An 18,612-nucleotide genomic window follows, 5' to 3' on the forward strand; every position below is an offset into this window, starting at 1 on the left:
GAGATCGACTCCGCGACCGTACGGAAGTCGTCCAGCATGCCGTCCATGTGCGGCGAGTGGAACGCGTGGCTCACGCTCAGCCGCTTGGTCTTACGGCCCTGCTCCTCGAAGGACCCGGCAATGGCGACGGCCGCGTCCTCATCACCGGCGACCACGACCGACTGCGGCCCGTTGATCGCCGCGATGCTCACCCGCTCAGTCAGCAGCGGCAGGACCTCGTCCTCCGACGCCTGCACCGCGATCATCACGCCACCAGCAGGCAGCGCCTGCATCAACCGGCCACGCGCGGCAACGAGCGTGCACGCGTCCTCCAGCGAGAACACACCCGCCACATGCGCAGCCGCGATCTCACCGATCGAATGCCCGGCCACGAAGTCGGGCTTCACGCCCCAGCTCTCGACGAGCCGGAACAGCGCCACCTCGACCGCGAACAACGCCGGCTGGGTGAACTCCGTCCGGTCCAGCGTCTCGTCATCCGCGCCGAACAGCACGTCCTTCAGCGGCAGGTCCATGTGGGCGCACACCGCATCCAGCGTCTCCGCGAACACCGGGAACGCCTCATACAGCTCCCGGCCCATGCCCAACCGCTGGCTGCCCTGTCCCGTGAACAGGAACGCCACCTTGCCCGCCACCGGCGAGCCGGTCACCACACCCGCCGACGACGAACCCTCCGACAGAGCCACCAGGCCCGCCAGCAGACCCTCACGATCGGCCCCGAACACCACCGCCCGGTCCTCGAACGACGCACGACCCACCGCCAACGACAGACCGACGTCCACCGGACGCAACACAGAGTCCTGCTCGACACGAGCGAGCAGACGACGGGCCTGCTCACACAGGGCCTCCCCGCCCTTCGCCGACAGCACCCACGGCGTCACCGCCACCGAAGCAACAGGCGCCACAACAGCCCCCGCCACCTCCACCGACTCCTCCACAACAGGAGCCTGCTCGATGATCGTGTGGACGTTGGTGCCGCTCACGCCGAAGGCGGAGACGCCGGCCCGGCGGGGGCGGCCGGTGTCCGGCCACCGCACCGGTTCGGTCAGCAGCGAGACGCCGCCCGCGGACCAGTCGACGTGCGAGGTGGGCTCGTCGACGTGCAGGGTCCGGGGCAGGACACCCTGCCGTATGGCCATGACCATCTTGATGATGCCCGCGACACCGGCGGCGTTCTGGGTGTGGCCGATGTTCGACTTCAGCGAGCCGAGCCACAGCGGCGGCTGATCCGCCGCACGTCCCTGGCCGTAAGTGGCGAGGAGGGCCTGGGCCTCGATCGGGTCGCCCAGGGTGGTGCCCGTGCCGTGGGCCTCGACGGCGTCGATGTCGGCGGGCGTCAGCCGGGCGCTCTCCAGGGCCTGGCGGATGACGCGCTGCTGCGCCGGGCCGTTGGGGGCCGTGAGCCCGTTGCTGGCGCCGTCCTGGTTGACGGCGGAGCCGCGTACGACGGCCAGGACCTGGTGGCCGTTACGGCGGGCGTCGGAAAGGCGTTCCACGAGCAGGACGCCGACGCCCTCGGACCAGCCGGTGCCGTCGGCGGCCTCGGCGAAGGACTTGCAGCGGCCGTCGGGCGACAGGCCGCGCTGGCGGCTGAACTCGACGAAGACGTCGGGGCCGGCGAGGACGGTGACGCCCCCGGCGAGCGCGAGCGAGCACTCCCCCTGGCGCAGCGCCTGCACGGCCATGTGCAGGGCGACGGAGGAGGACGAGCAGGCGGTGTCGATGGTGGCGGCGGGGCCTTCGAGGCCGAAGAAGTAGGCGAGGCGGCCGGAGACGACGCTGGAGGCGGTTCCGGTGAGCAGGTGGCCCTCGACACCGTCGGGGAGGTCGTGGTTGCCGGCCCCGTACGCGTTGGCGGAAGCGCCGACGAAGACTCCGGCCCGGCTGCCGCGCAGGGTGGCCGGGTCGATCCCGGCGCGCTCGAAGGCCTCCCAGGTGGTCTCCAGGAGCAGCCGCTGCTGCGGGTCCATGGCGAGCGCCTCGCGCGGCGAGATCCCGAAGAACGCGGGGTCGAAGTCGGCCGCGTCGTGCAGGAACCCGCCGTCGCGGGCGTAGGTGGTGCCGTCGTGGTCCGGGTCGGGGTCGTACAGCGCATCGATGTCCCAGCCCCGGTTCTCGGGGAAGCCCGTGATGGCGTCGCCACCGGTCTCGACGAGTCTCCACAGTTCCTCCGGCGACCGGACGCCGCCGGGGAAGCGGCAGCTCATGCCGACGATCGCGATCGGTTCGCGTGAGGCGTCGGTGAGCTCCTGGTTCCGGCGACGCAGCCGCTCGGTTTCCTTGAGGGAGGCCCGCAGCGCTTCAACGACTTTTTCGTTGGGGGTTGTCATCACTTACTCCGCACTTCGGGCACGTCAGGATCGGTTGCTGTGGTGGTCGTCGTCGCCGCCGCCGTCGAGGGCCAGGTCGAGGAGGTCCTGGAGATCCATCGAGTCGATGGACTGCGCGTCGGCGGTGGCGGTGGTGCTGCTGGTGGCGGGCTCGTCGGGGCCGGCGAGCCGGAGGAGGCTGTCCAGCAGTCCGGCCTCGCGGATGCGGTGCAGCGGGATGCCGGTCAGGGTCCGGCGCAGCTCCGCTTCCTGCGGGTCGGTGTCGACGGTGGTGCCGGCCGGGTCGCCGGGCGCCTCGGGGAAGAGGGTCAGCAGCAGGTGCTGGGTCAGCGCCTGCGGGTTGGGGTAGTCGAACACGAGGCTGGACGGCAGTCGCAGTCCGCACGTGGTGCCCAGCCGGTTGCGCAGGTCGACCGCGGTGAGGGAGTCGAACCCGAGGTCCTTGAAGGCCCGGTCGGGTGCGACCGCGTCGGCGGAGTCGTGCCCCAGGGCGGCTGCCGCGTGTTCGCGTACGAGGTCGAGGACGGCCGCCCGCCTGTCGTCCCCGGCCAGCTCGGTGAGCCGCCGGAGCGCGGCGGGAGGCGCGTCGGCCGCCGCGTCGCCGGACGACGGGCCGGAGCCGCGCAGTGCCTCCCGGACCTCGGGCAGGTCGGCGATGAGCGGGCGGGGGCGAGCGGCCGCGAACACGGGCGCGAACCGTGCCCAGTCGACGTCCGCGACGGTCACCGCGGCGTCCCGGCCGGCGACGGCGCGTTCCAGTGCGAGCAGGTTCGTCGCCGGGTCCATGGGCGGGAGGCCACGGCGGCGCAGCTGCTCCTCCGCGTCGCCCTCGGTCGCCATGCCCCCGTCGGCCCACGGGCCCCAGGCGATCGCCGTCGCGGGGAGGCCGCGGGCCTTGCGGCGTTCGGCGAGTGCGTCGAGGAACGTGTTGGCCGCCGCGTAGGCGCCCTGGCCGCCACTGCCCCAGACGCCGGCGATGGAGGAGAACAGGACGAAGGCGTCGAGTGAGTCCGGCGTGTCGAACAGCGCGTCGAGGTGGACGGCGCCGGCCGTCTTCGCGGCCACCACCCGGGCGAAGCCGGGCAGGTCGGTGCCGGTGCCGGGCGGCTGGGAGATGCCGGCGGCGTGCACCACGGCCCGTACCGGGGTGCCCTCGTCGGCCAGGCGGGCGACCAGCGCCGCGAGCGCGTCCCGGTCGGCGACGTCGCAGGCGGCGAGTGTCACGGACGCGCCGAGCGCGGTGAGTTCGGCCTCGGTCTCGGCCGCGCCGGGCGCGTCGGCGCCGCGGCGGCTGACGAGGACGAGCCGTTCGGCGCCCCGCTCGGCGAGCCGGCGCGCGACGTGGCGGCCGAGCGCTCCCGTACCGCCGGTGACGAGCACCGTGCCGCGCGGGGTCCAGGTCGCGGCCGGTGCCGTCTCCGGGGCGGTGCGCACCAGCCGTCGTACGAAGGTGCCGGCGGCGCGGACCGCGAGCTGGTCCTCGTCGCCCGCGCCCGCGAGCAGCGCCGTCAGACGGGCCAGGGTGCGGTCGTCGCACGTCGCGGGCAGGTCGACCAGACCGCCCCAGCGCTCGGGGTGCTCCAGGGCGACCACCCGGCCCAGGCCCCAGACCTGCGCCTGCGCGGCGCCGCCGAGTGCGTCGGAGGCGACGGCCGCGACCGCGTCACGGGTGACGCACCACAGCGGGGCGTCGACGGCCCCGGGCAGGACGGAGGTGAGCGCCGAGCTGAGCGCCAGCCCGACCGGCACGCCCGGGTGCTCCGGGTGCGGCCGTTCGTCGAGCGCCAGCAGGGAGAGGACGCCCGACACCGGGCCGTCGCCCGCCTCGCGGAGCCGCTCGTCCAGGCGCGTGCGCAGCGCGCCCGGGTCGCACTCGGTGACGTCGAGCAGGAGCGTTTCGACGTGGACGCCGCCGTCGCGCAGGCGGTCGGTCAGCGCCCGGACCCAGGGGTCTTCGGTGTGCGGCGCGGGCACGGCCACGAGCCAGGTGCCGGTGGGCGTGCCCCGGTCGGCGCCGGACCACGGCTGCCAGGTGGCGCGGTACGAGCGGGCGTCCGCACGGGCCAGCGCCTCCTGGTCGCGCCGCCACGCCGAGAGCGCCGGCAGTACGGCGCTGAGCGGCTGGTCGACGTCGATCGCCGGCCCGCCGGTGAGCGAGGCGAGGTCCGCGTGCTCGACCGCCTCCCAGAAACGGGCGTCGACGTCGCTTGCGGTGGCGCCGGACCCGGAACCGCGCGGGGCGGCGGCGGGCTCGGGCCAGTAGCGCTTGCGCTGGAAGGCGTACGTCGGCAGGTCGACCCGCCGGGCGCCGGTACCGGCGAAGTACGCGTCCCAGTCGACCGCCGAGCCCTGGACGTATACCTGGGCGACGGCGGTGTTCAACGTCTCCGCCTCGGGCCGGCCGGAGCGGAGGGCGGGCGCGAAGACCGCCGCGTTCGCCTCACCGGCCAGGCAGTCCTGGGCCAGGGCCGACAGGATCCCGTCCGGGCCGAGTTCGAGGTACGTCGTGACCCCGGCCGCCTCCAGAGCGCGTACGCCGTCCAGGAACCGCACGGCCTCGCGGACATGACGTACCCAGAAGTCCGCCGAACCCATCTCATCCGTGACCAGCGCACCGGTCAGGTTCGACACGACGGCGATACGCGGGGTCTCGTACGTGATCGACTCCGCGACCTTGCGGAAGTCGGCCAGCATGCCGTCCATGTGCGGCGAGTGGAACGCATGACTTACCGTCAGGCGCTTGGTCTTACGACCCAACTCCTCGAAACGTCCGGCGATGGCCACCGCGTCGACCTCATCACCCGCGATCACGACCGACTGCGGACCGTTGATCGCCGCGATACTGACGCCCTCCGTGAGCAGCGGAAGGACCTCGTCCTCCGACGCCTGCACCGCGATCATCACGCCACCGGACGGCAGCGCCTGCATCAGACGCCCACGAGCCGCCACCAGCGTGCACGCGTCCTCCAGCGAGAACACCCCGGCCACATGAGCGGCCGCGATCTCACCGATCGAATGACCCGCCAGGAAGTCCGGCTTCACGCCCCACGACTCCACCAGCCGGAACAGCGCCACCTCCACCGCGAACAGCCCAGGCTGGGTGAACTCCGTACGGTGCAGCGCCTCACCATCGGCCCCGAACAGCACGTCCTTCAGCGGCAGGTCCGTGTGCGCGCACACCGCGTCCAGCGCCTCCGCGAACACCGGGTACGCCTCGTACAGCTCACGGCCCATGCCCAACCGCTGGCTGCCCTGACCCGTGAACAGGAACGCCAGCCCACCACCGGTGGCGGTGCCCCGCACCAGCCCGGTGGCCTGCTCGCCCGCCGCCAGGGCCTCCAGGGCGCGAGTAAGGCACTCGTGGTCGCCGGCGACGATCGCCGCGCGCTCGTGGAGGGCCGCCCGGCCGGTCGCCAGCGAGTGGGCGAGGTCGACCGGCCGGGGCCGCTCGGGGGACTCGACCACGGGCAGGAGCGTGCCGGCCTGGGCGCGGAGGGCGTCCGCGTTCCTGGCCGAGAGGACGAAGGCCAGGGTCTCCGGCGCGCTGATCGCCGTCGGTGGCTGCGGCGCGGGGAGGGGTTCGGGGGCCTGCTCGATGATGGTGTGGGCGTTCGTCCCGCTGATACCGAAGGACGAGACGCCGGCCCGGCGCGGCCGGTCGTCGGTCCGGGGCCACTCCGTCCGCTCGGTCAGCAGGGCGATGTCCCCGGCCGTCCAGTCGACGTGCGGGGTCGGCTCGTCGACGTGCAGGGTCTGCGGGAGCACGCCGTGGCGCATCGCCATGACCATCTTGATGACGCCCGCGACACCGGCGGCGGCCTGGGTGTGGCCGATGTTCGACTTGATGGAGCCGAGCAGCAGCGGCCGGTCCTCGGGCCGGTCCTGGCCGTACGTCGCGAGGAGCGCCTGGGCCTCGATCGGGTCGCCCAGCTTGGTGCCGGTGCCGTGCGCCTCGACGACGTCGACATCGGCGGGGGTCAGCGCTCCGCTCGCCAGGGCGGCGCGGATCACGCGCTGCTGGGACGGGCCGTTGGGGGCGGTGAGCCCGTTGCTGGCGCCGTCCTGGTTGACCGCCGAACCGCGGACCACGGCGAGGACCGGGTGGCCGTTCTTGCGCGCGTCCGACAGCCGCTCGACGAGCAGCATGCCGACGCCCTCGGCCCAGCCCGTACCGTCGGCGGCAGCGGCGAACGCCTTGATGCGGCCGTCGGGCGAGAGTCCGCCCTGGTGGCTGAACTCGCTGAAGGTGCCCGGGGTGGACATCACGGTGACGCCACCGGCCAGCGCCATCGTGCACTCGCCGTTGCGCAGCGCCTGGATGGCCCAGTGCAGGGCGACCAGCGAGGACGAGCAGGCCGTGTCGACGGTGACCGCCGGGCCCTCCAGGCCCAGGGCGTAGGAGACGCGGCCGGACAGGACGCTGCCCGCGTTGCCGGTCATCACGTGGCCGAGGACCTCGTCGGCGCCGGACTGTTCCAGTTGGGCGTCGTAACCGCTGTAGGCGGCGCCGACGAAGACACCGGCCCGGCTGCCGCGCAGGGCGGACGGGGCGATGCCGGCGCGTTCGATCGCCTCCCAGGCCGTTTCGAGCACCAGCCGCTGCTGCGGGTCCATCGCCAGCGCCTCGCGCGGCGAGATGCCGAAGAAGTCGGCGTCGAAGGTGTCGGCGTCGTGCAGGAAGCCGCCCGCGAAGGCGTGGCCGTCGCCGTCCGCGTACAGCGCGTCGACGTCCCAGCCCCGGTTGCCGGGGAACGGGGAGATCGCGTCGCCGCCGGTCTCGACGAGCCGCCACAGCTCCTCGGGGGTGCGGACGCCGCCGGGGTAGCGGCAGCTCATGGCCACGATCGCGACCGGGTCGTCGGCGAGGCCGGCGGCGGGGGTTCCGGAGAGCGCGCCCGCGCCGGTGGCGAGACCGTCGGCCGTGCCGTTGGCCGGGTCGTGTGCGCCGTTCGGGTCGCCGAGGAGTTCGGTGCGCAGCTCCCGTGCGAGGGCGGTGGGCGACGGGTGGTCGAAGACGAGCGTGGTGGCCAGCCGCAGGCCGGTGGCGGCGGACAGGCGGTTGCGCAGGTCGACGGCGGTCAGCGAGTCGAAGCCGAGGTCCTTGAACGCCTTGTCCGCGTCGACCCGTTCGGCCGAGGCGTGGCCGAGTACGGCGGCGACGTGGGTGCGTACGAGGTCGAGCAGGGCCCGGTCCTGTTCGGGCGCGGTGAGGCGGTGCAGCCGCTCGGCGAGCGGGGTGCCGCCGGCGCGGGTGCGTGCCGTGCGGCGGCCGCCGGTGCCGGCGAGCTGCCGGAAGACCGGGGCGACCGGGCCGGGGCCCGCGGCGGTGCGGAGGGCGGTGAGGTCGAGGCGGGCGGGGACGAGGACGGGCCGGCCGGCGGTGAGCGCCGCGTCGAGCAGGGTCATGCCCTCGGCTGCGGACAGGGCGCCCATGCCGTGCTGTTCCATGCGCCGCAGGTGGGCCTCGTCGAGCGCGCCGGTCATCCCGCTGGCGTCGGCCCACATGCCCCAGGCGAGGGACGTGGCGGGCAGGCCCTGGCCATGGCGGTGCTGGGCGAGGGCGTCGAGGTAGACGTTGGCGGCCGCGTAGTTGGCCTGCCCGGCGCTGCCGAGGGTTCCGGCGACGGCCGAGTACAGGACGAACGCCGAGAGGGGCAGGTCGCGGGTCAGCTCGTGGAGGTGCAGGGCGGCGTCGGCCTTCGGCCGCAGGACGGCGTCAAGCCGCTCGGGGGTGAGCGAGGCGACGACGCCGTCGTCCAGGACTCCGGCCGTGTGGACGACCGCGGTGAGCGGGTGCTCGGCGGGTACCGCCGCGAGGGCGGCGGCGAGGGCGTCACGGTCGGCCGCGTCGCAGGCGGCCCAGGTGACCCGGGCCCCCAGCGCGGTCAGTTCGTCGGTGAGCGCGGGGGCGCCGGGGGCGCCGGCACCCCGGCGGCTCAGGAGCAGCAGGTGGCGCGCGCCGTGCGTGGTGACGAGGTGCCGGGCGGCGATGCCGGCGAGGGTGCCGGAGCCTCCGGTGATCAGGACGGTGCCGTCCGGGTCGATGGCGGTGGTACCGGAGCCGGACCCGGCATCGAGGCGGGACCCGGACGCGGACCCGGACCCGGACTCGGAGCCGGCGAGCGTGCGGTTGCGGGACAGCCGGGGGACGCGTACGGCTCCGTCCCTCAGCATCAGCTCGGGCTCGTCGCAGGCGAGGGCGGCGGCGAGGAGGGTGAGGTGCGCGGGGTCGGGGGCGGCCGCGTCCGACGCTCCGTGCCCGTCGAGATCGGCGAGGACGAACCGCCCCGGGTTCTCCGTCTCCGCCGAGCGGACCAGGCCCCAGACGGCGGCGTGCGGCAGGTCGTCGACGCCCTCGTCCGGGCCGGCGACCGCGCCGCGAGTGAGGACGACGAGGCGCGAGGCGGCGAACCGCTCGTCGGCGAGCCAGGACCGCACGAGGGCGAGCGCCCGGTGCGTGGCCCCGTGCAGGGCCTCCGGCCCGTCACCGGCCGCCGGCTCGGTGAAGGGGACGAGGACGTGCGCGGGTACGGGGGCACCCGCGGCCACCGCTTCGCCCAGCGCCGTCAGGTCCGCGTACCGGGCGGCCGGGCCGAACGCCGCGTCGCCCAGTACCGCCCACCCGTCGCCGGAGGCAGCCGAAGCCATGCCGTCGGCCGGCGTACCGTCCGCGAGGGGCAGGGGCAGGGGCGGAGTCAGGGGCAGGGGCAGGGGCACCCAGTCGAGCTGGAACAGCGACTCGTGGCGAACGGCCGACACACCCGGCTCCGTGCCGGGCTCCACCGTCCCGAACGGCCGCCGGGCCAGTCCGCCCACCGTCGCCACCGGCCGGCCCAGGTCGTCGGCGAGGTCCAGCGCGACGGCCCCCTCGCCGGTGTCCCGCGCCCGTACGCGCAGGGCGCCCGCGCCCTCGGCGTACAGCGTCACGTCCGACCACATGCCGAGCCCGGCGCCCGTACGGGTGTCGCCGTCCCGTACGAAGGCCGCGTGCGCGGCGGCGTCCAGCAGCGCCGGGTGCAGGCCGAAGCCGGCCCCCTCGGTGTCGTCCTCGGGGAGGCGGACCTCGGCGAAGAGCTCGCCGTCACGGAGCCAGACGGCCCGCACGGCGCGGAACAGCGCCTCGCGCCGGGGCGTGGCCGTGTCCGGGTCGGTGGCGTACAGGTCCGTGACGTCCACGGCCTCGGCACCGGCGGGCGGCCACTGCGCCAGGTCGAAGGACGCGGTGGGGGCGGTGGGCGCGAGCACGCCCCGGGCGTGGCGCTCCCAGGGGGCGTCCGCCGGAGCGGCCTCGGCCCGGGAGGAGACCGTGAGGGTGCGACGGCCCCGGTCGTCGGGGGCGTCGACCAGCACCTGGAGCCGCACCGCGCCTTCGGCGGGCAGGCGGAGCGGGGCGTCGAGCTCCAGTTCCTCGACGTGCCCGCAGCCGGCCTCGTCCCCGGCGCGTACGGCGAGTTCGACGAAGGCCGCGCCCGGCAGTACGGCCGTACCGGCCACGGTGTGCCCGGCGAGCCAGGGGTGGGTGCGCAGCGAGAGCCGGCCGGTGAACAGCACACTGTCGGTACCGGCCAGGGTGACGGCCGCGCCGAGCAGCGGGTGCGCGGCCGGTTCGAGTCCGGCGCCGCTCACGTCACCGGCCCCCGCGGCACTCGGCTCCAGCCAGTACCGCTCGTGCTGGAAGGCGTACGTGGGCAGGTCGACGCGCCGGGCGCCCGTGCCGGCGAAGTACGCGTCCCAGTCGACGGTTGCGCCCCGGACGTAAGCCTGGGCCAGCGCGGTGTTGACCGTCTCGGCCTCCGGTCGACCCGAGCGAAGGGCGGGCGCGAAGACCGCCGTGTCCGCGTCGCCGGTCAGGCAGTCCTGGGCCAGGGCCGACAGGACCCCGTCCGGGCCGAGTTCGAGGTACGTCGTGACCCCGGCCGCCTCCAGAGCACGCACGCCGTCCAGGAACCGCACCGCGTCCCGGACATGCCGCACCCAGAAGTCCGCCGAACCCATCTCGTCCGTGACCAGCGCACCGGTCAGGTTCGACACGACCGGGATACGCGGAGCCTCGTACGAGATCGACTCCGCGACCGTACGGAAGTCGTCCAGCATGCCGTCCATGTGCGGCGAGTGGAACGCATGGCTCACGCTCAGCCGCTTGGTCTTACGACCCTGCTCCTCGAAGTGCTCGGCGATGAGCACCGCGTCGGCCTCGTCGCCCGCTACGACCACGGACTGCGGACCGTTGATCGCCGCGATGCTCACCCGGTCCGTCAGCAGCGGCAGGACCTCGTCCTCAGCCGCCTGCACCGCGATCATCACGCCACCAGCAGGCAGCGCCTGCATCAACCGGCCACGCGCGGCAACGAGCGTGCACGCGTCCTCCAGCGAGAACACACCCGCCACGTGCGCGGCCGCGATCTCACCGATCGAATGCCCGGCCACGAAGTCGGGCTTCACGCCCCACGACTCCACCAGCCGGAACAGCGCCACCTCGACCGCGAACAACGCCGGCTGGGTGAACTCCGTCCGGTCCAGCGTCTCGTCATCCGCGCCGAACAGCACGTCCTTCAGCGGCAGGTCCAGGCGGGCGCAGATCGCGTCCAGGGCCTCCGCGAACACCGGGTATGCCTCGTACAACTCACGGCCCATACCCAGCCGCTGACTGCCCTGACCCGTGAACAGGAAAGCAAGGCCGCCACCGACGACCGTACCCTTCACCAGGCCCGGGACCTGCTCGCCCTCGGCGAGGGCACCCAGCAAGGAGGTCAGCGAACGCACGTCGGAGCCGTCACCGAGGAGCACCGCCCGGTGCCCCAGGGCCGCGCGGGTGGTGGCCAGGGAGTGGGCGATGTCGACGGGGCGTGCGGTGGGGTGGCCCTGGCCGTGCGTGGCCAGCAGGCGTGCGGCCTGGGCGCGCAGCGCGTCGGCGCTCCTGGCGGAGAGGGTCCAGGGCAGGACGACCGGCACGTGGGGCGCGGCGGCAGGGGCGGCCTCCGCGGGCTCCTCGGCGTCGGGGGCCTGCTCGATGATGGTGTGGGCGTTGGTGCCGCTCACGCCGAAGGCGGAGACGGCGGCGCGGCGCGGGGCGCCGGTCTCGGGCCAGGGGGCCGGCTCGGTGAGGAGCGAGACGGCACCTTCCGACCAGTCGACGTTGGGGGTGGGCTCGTCCACGTGGAGGGTCTGCGGGAGCACGCCGTGGCGCATGGCCATGACCATTTTGATGATGCCGGCGACACCGGCGGCGGCCTGGGTGTGGCCGATGTTGGACTTGAGCGAGCCCAGCCGCAGGGGACGGTCGGCGGGGCGGTCCTGGCCGTAGGTGGCGAGGAGGGCCTGGGCCTCGATGGGGTCGCCCAGGGTGGTGCCGGTGCCGTGCGCTTCGACGGCGTCGACCTCGGCGGCCGAGAGCCTGGCGTTCTCCAGGGCCTGGCGGATGACGCGCTGCTGGGCGGGGCCGTTGGGGGCGGTGAGCCCGTTGCTGGCGCCGTCCTGGTTGACGGCCGAGCCACGGACCACGGCGAGGACCGGGTGGCCGTTGCGGCGGGCGTCGGACAGCCGCTCGACGAGCAGGACACCGACGCCTTCGGACCAGCCGGTGCCGTCGGCGGAGGCGGCGAAGGACTTGCAGCGGCCGTCGGCGGCCAGGCCGCGCTGACGGCTGAACTCGACGAACACGTCGGGGTTGGGCATCACGCACACACCGCCGACGAGGGCGAGCGAGCACTCTCCCTGGCGGAGGGCCTGGGTGGCGAGGTGCAGCGCGACGAGGGAGGAGGAGCAGGCGGTGTCGACCGTGGCGGCCGGGCCTTCGAGGCCGAAGACGTAACTGACCCTGCCGGACAGGACGCTGGTCGCGCCGCCCGTCAGAAGCAGGCCTTCGAGGCCTTCGGGTGCCTCCTTGAGGTCGGCGCCGTAGCCCATGGCTCCCGCGCCGACGTAGACGCCGGTACGGCTGCCCCGTACGTCCGAGGGGTCGATGCCCGCGCGTTCGAAGACCTCCCACGAGGTTTCCAGGAGCTGGCGCTGCTGCGGGTCCATCGCCAGCGCCTCGCGCGGCGAAATTCCGAAGAATTCGGGGTCGAAGACGGTCGCTTCGTCGAGGAATCCGCCGCCGGTGTTGTAGAAGGTGCCCTTGCGGTCGGGGTCCGGGTCGGCGAGCGAGGAGACGTCCCAGCCGCGGTCGGCGGGGAATCCGGTGATGGCGTCGCCGCCCGTGGCAACCAGGCGCCACAAGTCCTCCGGCGACCGTACGCCGTTGGGGAATCGGCAGCTCATCGCGACGATGGCGATGGGCTCCCGGGCTTCCTCGTCGACCTCCTGGAGGCGGCGGCGGGCCCGCCGCAGCTCAGTGGTCATCCACTTCAGGTTTTCGAGAAGCTTTTCTTCGTTAGCGCCGGCCACTGAAACGTCACCCCCTGGGGAATTGCTGATTGCTTGCGTATGTCTGGTCCGTTGCCGGATCCGTTTGCGGATCCGGTAGCGGGTCGGTCATCGGATCGGTCATCAGATCAGGATTTTCCGAATTCGTTGTTGATGATGTCGAAGAGGTCGTCGGCGGATGCCGATTCGATGGAGAATTCCTCGTCCTCTCCGATGACCGCCCGGTCGGCCTTGTTCCAGTTCGCCAGGAGCGATTCGAGCCGTGCGGTGACGCGGGCGCGTTCGGTGCTGTCCTCGGGGACCGACGAGAGGAGGAACTCCAGCTTGTCGATCTCCGCGAGGGCGGGGAGCCCGGGCGTGGTCTCCTCGCCGAGGAGTTCCGCCCTGATGTGGTCGGCCAGGGCGGTGGGGGTCGGGTAGTCGAAGACCAGAGCGGCGGGCAGCTTCAGTCCGGTCGCGGCGCCCAGGCGGTTGCGGAGTTCGACCGCGGTGAGGGAGTCGAAGCCCAGCTCCTTGAAGGCGCGGCCGGCCTCGATCGTCGCCGCCCCGTCGTGTCCGAGGACGACGGCGACCTGGGTGCGCACCAGGTGGAGCACGGTGCGCTCGGCCTCGGGCCCGCTCATCCTCCGCAGTTCGGCCTGGAGGTTCCCCGCCTCATCGGCCGCCGTGGCGGCCCCGTCCCGTTCGGCGTCGAGGACCCGGCGCACCTCGGGGAGGTCGGCGATCAGCGGGCGCGGGCGTGCGGCGGTGAACGCCGGGACGAACAGGCTCCAGTCGACGTCGGCGACCGTGACGGCCGTCTCGTCCCCGTCGAGTGCCTGCTGGAGGGCGGCGATCGACAGCTCCGGTGCCATGACGGTCAGTCCGCGCCGGCGCAGTTGCTCGGCCGCCTCGTCGTCGGCGACGAGACCGCCCTCGCCCCACGGCCCCCAGGCCACGGAGGTGGCCGTCAGGCCGCGGGCGCGGCGCTGCTGCGCCAGGGCGTCGAGGTGGGCGTTGGCCGCGGCGTAGGCGGCCTGGCCGCCGCTGCCCCAGACACCGGCGATCGACGAGAAGAGCACGAAGGCGTCCAGGTCGGTTCCCTCGAGCAGCTCGTCGAGGTGCGTGGCACCCGCGACCTTGGCGGCCACGACATCGGCCACGTCCCCGGGGCCGGTCTCGTCCAGCGGCGCGAACTGCCCGGCGCCCGCCGTGTGGAACACGGCGGTGAGGGCGGGGCCGGCGTCGCCCCCGCCGGAGGTGCTGGTGAGGCTCGCCAGCAGGTTGGCCACGGCGGTCCGGTCCGTCACGTCGCACGCGACGGCCGTGGCCCGCGCGCCGAGCGCGGTGATCTCGGCGACCAGGGCGTCGACACCGGGCGCCTGGGGTCCGCGCCGACCGGCGAGGACCACGTGCTCGGCGCCCCCGGCCGCGAGCCAGCGGGCGACGTGCCCGCCGAGCGCTCCCGTACCTCCGGTGACGAGGACCGTGCCGCGGGGACGCCACTCGGAGGTGACCGTCCCTGTGTCGCCGTCGGTCCCGGCTTCGGTCCCGGACCCGGTATCGGTACCAGTACCAGTACCGGCTCCGGCTCCGGCTCCGGCTCCGGCCGCGGTCCGGGGCGCGGCGTGGCCGATCCGGCGGGCGAGCAGGCCGGCGGACCGCACGGCGAGCTGGTCCTCGTCGCCGGCGCCGCCCGCGAGCACGGCCAGGAACCGGTCGACCGTCCGCCCGTCCAGCGTGGCGGGCAGGTCGACGAGTCCGCCCCAGCGCTCGGGGTGCTCCAGGGAAACCACCCGGCCCAGGCCCCAGACCTGCGCCTGGGCGGCGCTCAGGACCCGGTCGGACGGGGCGGTCGCCACCGCTCCGGCCGTGGCGCACCACAGCGGGGCGGCGATTCCCGCGTCGCCGAGCGCCTGCACGAGCGTCGCGGTCAGCAGGAGGCCGGCGGGCGCCGCCGGGTGGGCGGGGTGCGGGGCGTCGGCGAACGCCAGCAGGGACAGTACGCCGTCGGCCCCGCCGCCCGCGAGCGCCTCGCGCAGCCGGCCGGCCAACGCCGTCCGGTCCGAGTCGGCGACGTCCACGGACACTTCCCGGACGTCCACACCGTGGGCGGCCAGCGCCTGGGACACCGTGATCACACGCGCGTCCCCGCCGGCCGGGGCCACCACGAGCCAGGTGCCGGACGGTCGCGACGCCACCGGATCGGCCAGCGGCTTCCAGGTGACCCCGTACCGCCAGCCGTCGACGACCGACCGCTCCTGGCGCTGCCGCCGCCATGCGGACAGGGCGGGCAGCAGGGCGCTCAGGGGCTGGTCCGCGTCGACGCCCAGGGTGGCGGTCAGCGCGGACAGGTCCGCCGTGTCGACGGCGGCCCAGAACTCCGCGTCCGCACCGCCCAGCCCCTCGGCGACGGTCGCGCCGGGAGCCTCCTCCAGCCAGTAGCGCTTGCGCTGGAAGGCGTACGTCGGCAGATCGACCCGCCGGGCGCCCGTACCGGCGAAGTACGCCTCCCAGTCGACCGTCACGCCCCGGACCTGGGCCTGGGCGAGGGCGGTGGTGATGGTCTCCGCCTCGGACCGGCCGGCGCGGAGAGCGGGCGCGAAGACGACCGCGTCCGTGTCGCCGGTCAGGCAGTCCTGGGCCAAGGCCGACAGGATCCCGTCGGGGCCGAGTTCGAGGTACGTGGTGACCCCGGCGGCCTCCAGAGCGCGTACGCCGTCCAGGAACCGCACGGCCTCGCGGACGTGCCGTACCCAGAAGTCCGCCGACCCCATCTCGTCCGTGACCAGCGCACCGGTCAGGTTCGAGACCACCGGAATGCGCGGGGACGCGTACGACAGGCTCTCGGCGACCTTGCGGAAGTCGGCGAGCATGCCGTCCATGTGCGGCGAGTGGAACGCATGACTGACCGTCAGGCGCTTGGTCTTACGACCCAGCTCCTCGAAGTGTCCGGCGATGGCCACCGCGTCGGCCTCGTCACCCGCGACCACGACCGACTGCGGACCGTTGATCGCCGCGATGCTGACGCCCTCGGTGAGCAGCGGAAGGACCTCGTCCTCCGACGCCTGGACCGCGATCATCACGCCACCGGACGGCAGCGCCTGCATCAATCGGCCACGAGCCGCCACCAGCGTGCACGCGTCCTCCAGGGACAGCACCCCGGCCACGTGCGCGGCCGCGATCTCACCGATCGAATGCCCGGCCAGGAAATCGGGCTTCACGCCCCAGCTCTCCAGCAGCCGGAACAGCGCCACCTCGACCGCGAACAGCGCCGGCTGCGTGAACTCCGTACGGTCGAGAGCAGCCGCGTCCGCGCCGAACAGCACGTCCTTCAGCGGCAGGTCCATGTGGGCGCAGATCGCGTCCAGTGCGTCGGCGAACACCGGGTAGGCCTCGTACAACTCACGGCCCATACCCAGCCGCTGGCTGCCCTGTCCCGTGAACAGGAACGCCAGTCCGCCCTCGGTGGCGATGCCCCGCACCACGTTCTGCGCCTGCTCGCCCGCCGCCAGCGTCTCCAGAGCGGCCAGGAACTCCTCCCGCTCCGTCGCGACGACGACGGCACGGCGGTCCAGGGCCGCCCGGGACGTGGCCAGGGAGTAGCCGACGTCCGCGGTCCCTGGCAGCGGATCCGACGCGATGCGCGTGCGCAGCCGCTCGGCCTGGGCGCGCAGCCCCGCCTCGCTCTTCGCCGACAGCGCCCAAGGTACGACCCGGGGCGTGGGACCCGGTTCGGCTGCCGGGGCCGTCTCCTCGGCGAGCGGCGGCGCCTGTTCCAGGACGGTGTGGGCGTTCGTACCGCTGAACCCGAAGGACGAGACGCCGGCCCGGCGCGGGCGGCCGGTCTCGGGCCACTCCGTCTGCTCGGTCAGCAGGGCGAGGTCGCCGGACGTCCAGTCGACGTGCGGAGTCGGCTCGTCGACGTGCAGGGTCTTCGGCAGCACCCCGTTCTGCATCGCCAGCACCATCTTGATCACGCCGGCGACACCGGCGGCGGCCTGGGTGTGGCCGATGTTCGACTTGATGGAGCCGAGCCACAGGGGCTGGTCCTCGGCTCGTTCCCGCCCGTAGGTGGCGAGGAGCGCCTGCGCCTCGATCGGGTCGCCGAGCCTGGTGCCGGTGCCGTGCGCCTCGACCGCGTCGACGTCCGTCGTGGACAGCCCCGCGTTGGCGAGGGCGGCGCGGATGACGCGCTGCTGGGACGGACCGTTCGGGGCGGTCAGCCCGTTGCTGGCACCGTCCTGGTTGATCGCCGAGCCTCGCACGACGGCCAGGACCGGGTGGCCGTTCGCCCGCGCGTCCGACAGCCGCTCGACGAGCAGCATGCCGACGCCCTCGCCCCAGCTCGTACCGTCGGCGGACGCCGCGAACGCCTTGATACGGCCGTCCTCCGCCAGCCCCCGCTGGCGGCTGAAGTCGATGTAGGCGCCCGGCGACGACATCACCGTCACACCACCCGCGAGCGCCAGCGAGCACTCGCCGTTGCGCAGCGCTTGGACCGCCCAGTGCAGGGCGACCAGCGAGGCGGAGCAGGCGGTGTCGACGGTGACGGCCGGGCCTTCGAGACCGAAGGCGTACGAGAGCCGACCGGAGACGACGCTCGCCGCGTTGCCGGTACCGAGGAAGCCCTCGATGCCGTCCGGGACAGTCCGGAGCGTCGCTCCGTAGTCCTGGCCGTTGGTGCCGACGAAGACACCGGCCTGGCTGCCCCGCAGTGACGACGGGTCGATACCCGCCCGCTCGAAGGCCTCCCAGGATGTTTCGAGAAGCAGCCGCTGCTGCGGGTCCATCGCCAGCGCCTCGCGCGGCGAGATCCCGAAGAAGTCGGCGTCGAAGTCGGCGGCGTCGTACAGGAACCCGCCCTCGCGGGCGTAGAACGTGCCCTGCTTGTCGGGGTCGGGGCTGTAGAGCGCGTCCAGGTCCCAACCACGGTCGGCCGGGAACTCACCGATGGCGTCGCCGCCGGTGGCCAGCAACTGCCACAGGTCCTCCGGGGTGCGGACCCCGCCCGGGAAGCGGCAGCTCATCGCCACGATCACGATCGGGTCGTCATCGACGGGGGCCTTGGCCACCGGCCCGGCCACGGCGGTCTCCGTGCCCAGCAGCTCATCCCGCAAGTAGGCCGCGAGGGCCGAGGCGGTCGGGTAATCGAAGATCAGCGTGGCCGGCAGCGTCACGCCGGTCACGGCGCCGAGCCGGTTGCGCAGCTCGACGGCGGTCAGCGAGTCGAAGCCCAGCTCCTTGAAGGCCCGTTCCGCACGGACGGCGTCCGAACCGTCGTGCCCGAGCACGGCGGCGACCTGGGCCCGGACCAGCGTGAGCAGCTCTCGCTCCTGCTCGGCCGGGGTCATGCCCGCCAGCCGCTCGGCCGGCGAGCCGGCTCCCTCGGCGGGGCGCGCGGAGCCCGTACGGGGCTCGGACGCCGGCTGGGCCTCGGGAAGTTCGGCGAGGAGGTTACTGGGACGGGCGACGGTGAAGGCCGGCGCGAAGCGCTGCCAGTCCACGTCCACCACCAGCAGAGCGGCGTCAGCGGCATCGCGGGACGCCACGCTCCGGCGCAGGACGGTCAGTGCCATGTCGGGTGCCATGGGCGGCAGGCCCTCGCGGCGCATCCGGGCGTCCATCGCCTCGTCGGCGGCCATGCCGCCCTCGGCCCACGGACCCCACGCCAGAGACGTAGCGGCGAGGCCGTCGGCACGACGCTGCTCGGCCAGCGCGTCCAGATAGGCGTTCGCAGCGGCGTAGTTGCCCTGCCCCGCTGCGCCGATGGTGCCGCTCATGGACGAGAACAGCACGAACGCGGACAGGTCGATGCCCAGCTCGACCGTCAGCTCGTGCAGGTTGCGCGCCGCGTCGACCTTGGGACGCAAGACGTACGCGAAACGCTCCGGCGTCAACGCGTCAAGAACACCGTCATCAAGAACACCGGCGGTGTGGA

General features: G+C 73.9%; 3 protein-coding genes. All 3 read right to left on the minus strand.

Annotated elements, in window-relative coordinates:
• A partial coding sequence (locus tag ACF068_RS31990; protein ID WP_392277818.1) for a type I polyketide synthase occupies positions 1–2,330 on the minus strand: 2,330 nt, incomplete at its 3' end.
• A 21-nt stretch (positions 2,331–2,351) separates the two neighbouring features.
• Positions 2,352–12,713 (minus strand): type I polyketide synthase, encoded by a 10,362-nt coding sequence (locus ACF068_RS31995; RefSeq protein ID WP_392277819.1) that lies wholly within the window; start codon positions 12,711–12,713, stop codon positions 2,352–2,354.
• A gap of 107 nt (positions 12,714–12,820) precedes the next feature.
• Positions 12,821–18,612 (minus strand): type I polyketide synthase (locus tag ACF068_RS32000; protein WP_392277820.1); only part of this gene is annotated, 5,792 nt, incomplete at its 5' end.

Source organism: Streptomyces sp. NPDC016309 (assembly GCF_043077235.1).
In the GTDB taxonomy this organism is placed as follows: Bacteria; Actinomycetota; Actinomycetes; order Streptomycetales; family Streptomycetaceae; genus Streptomyces.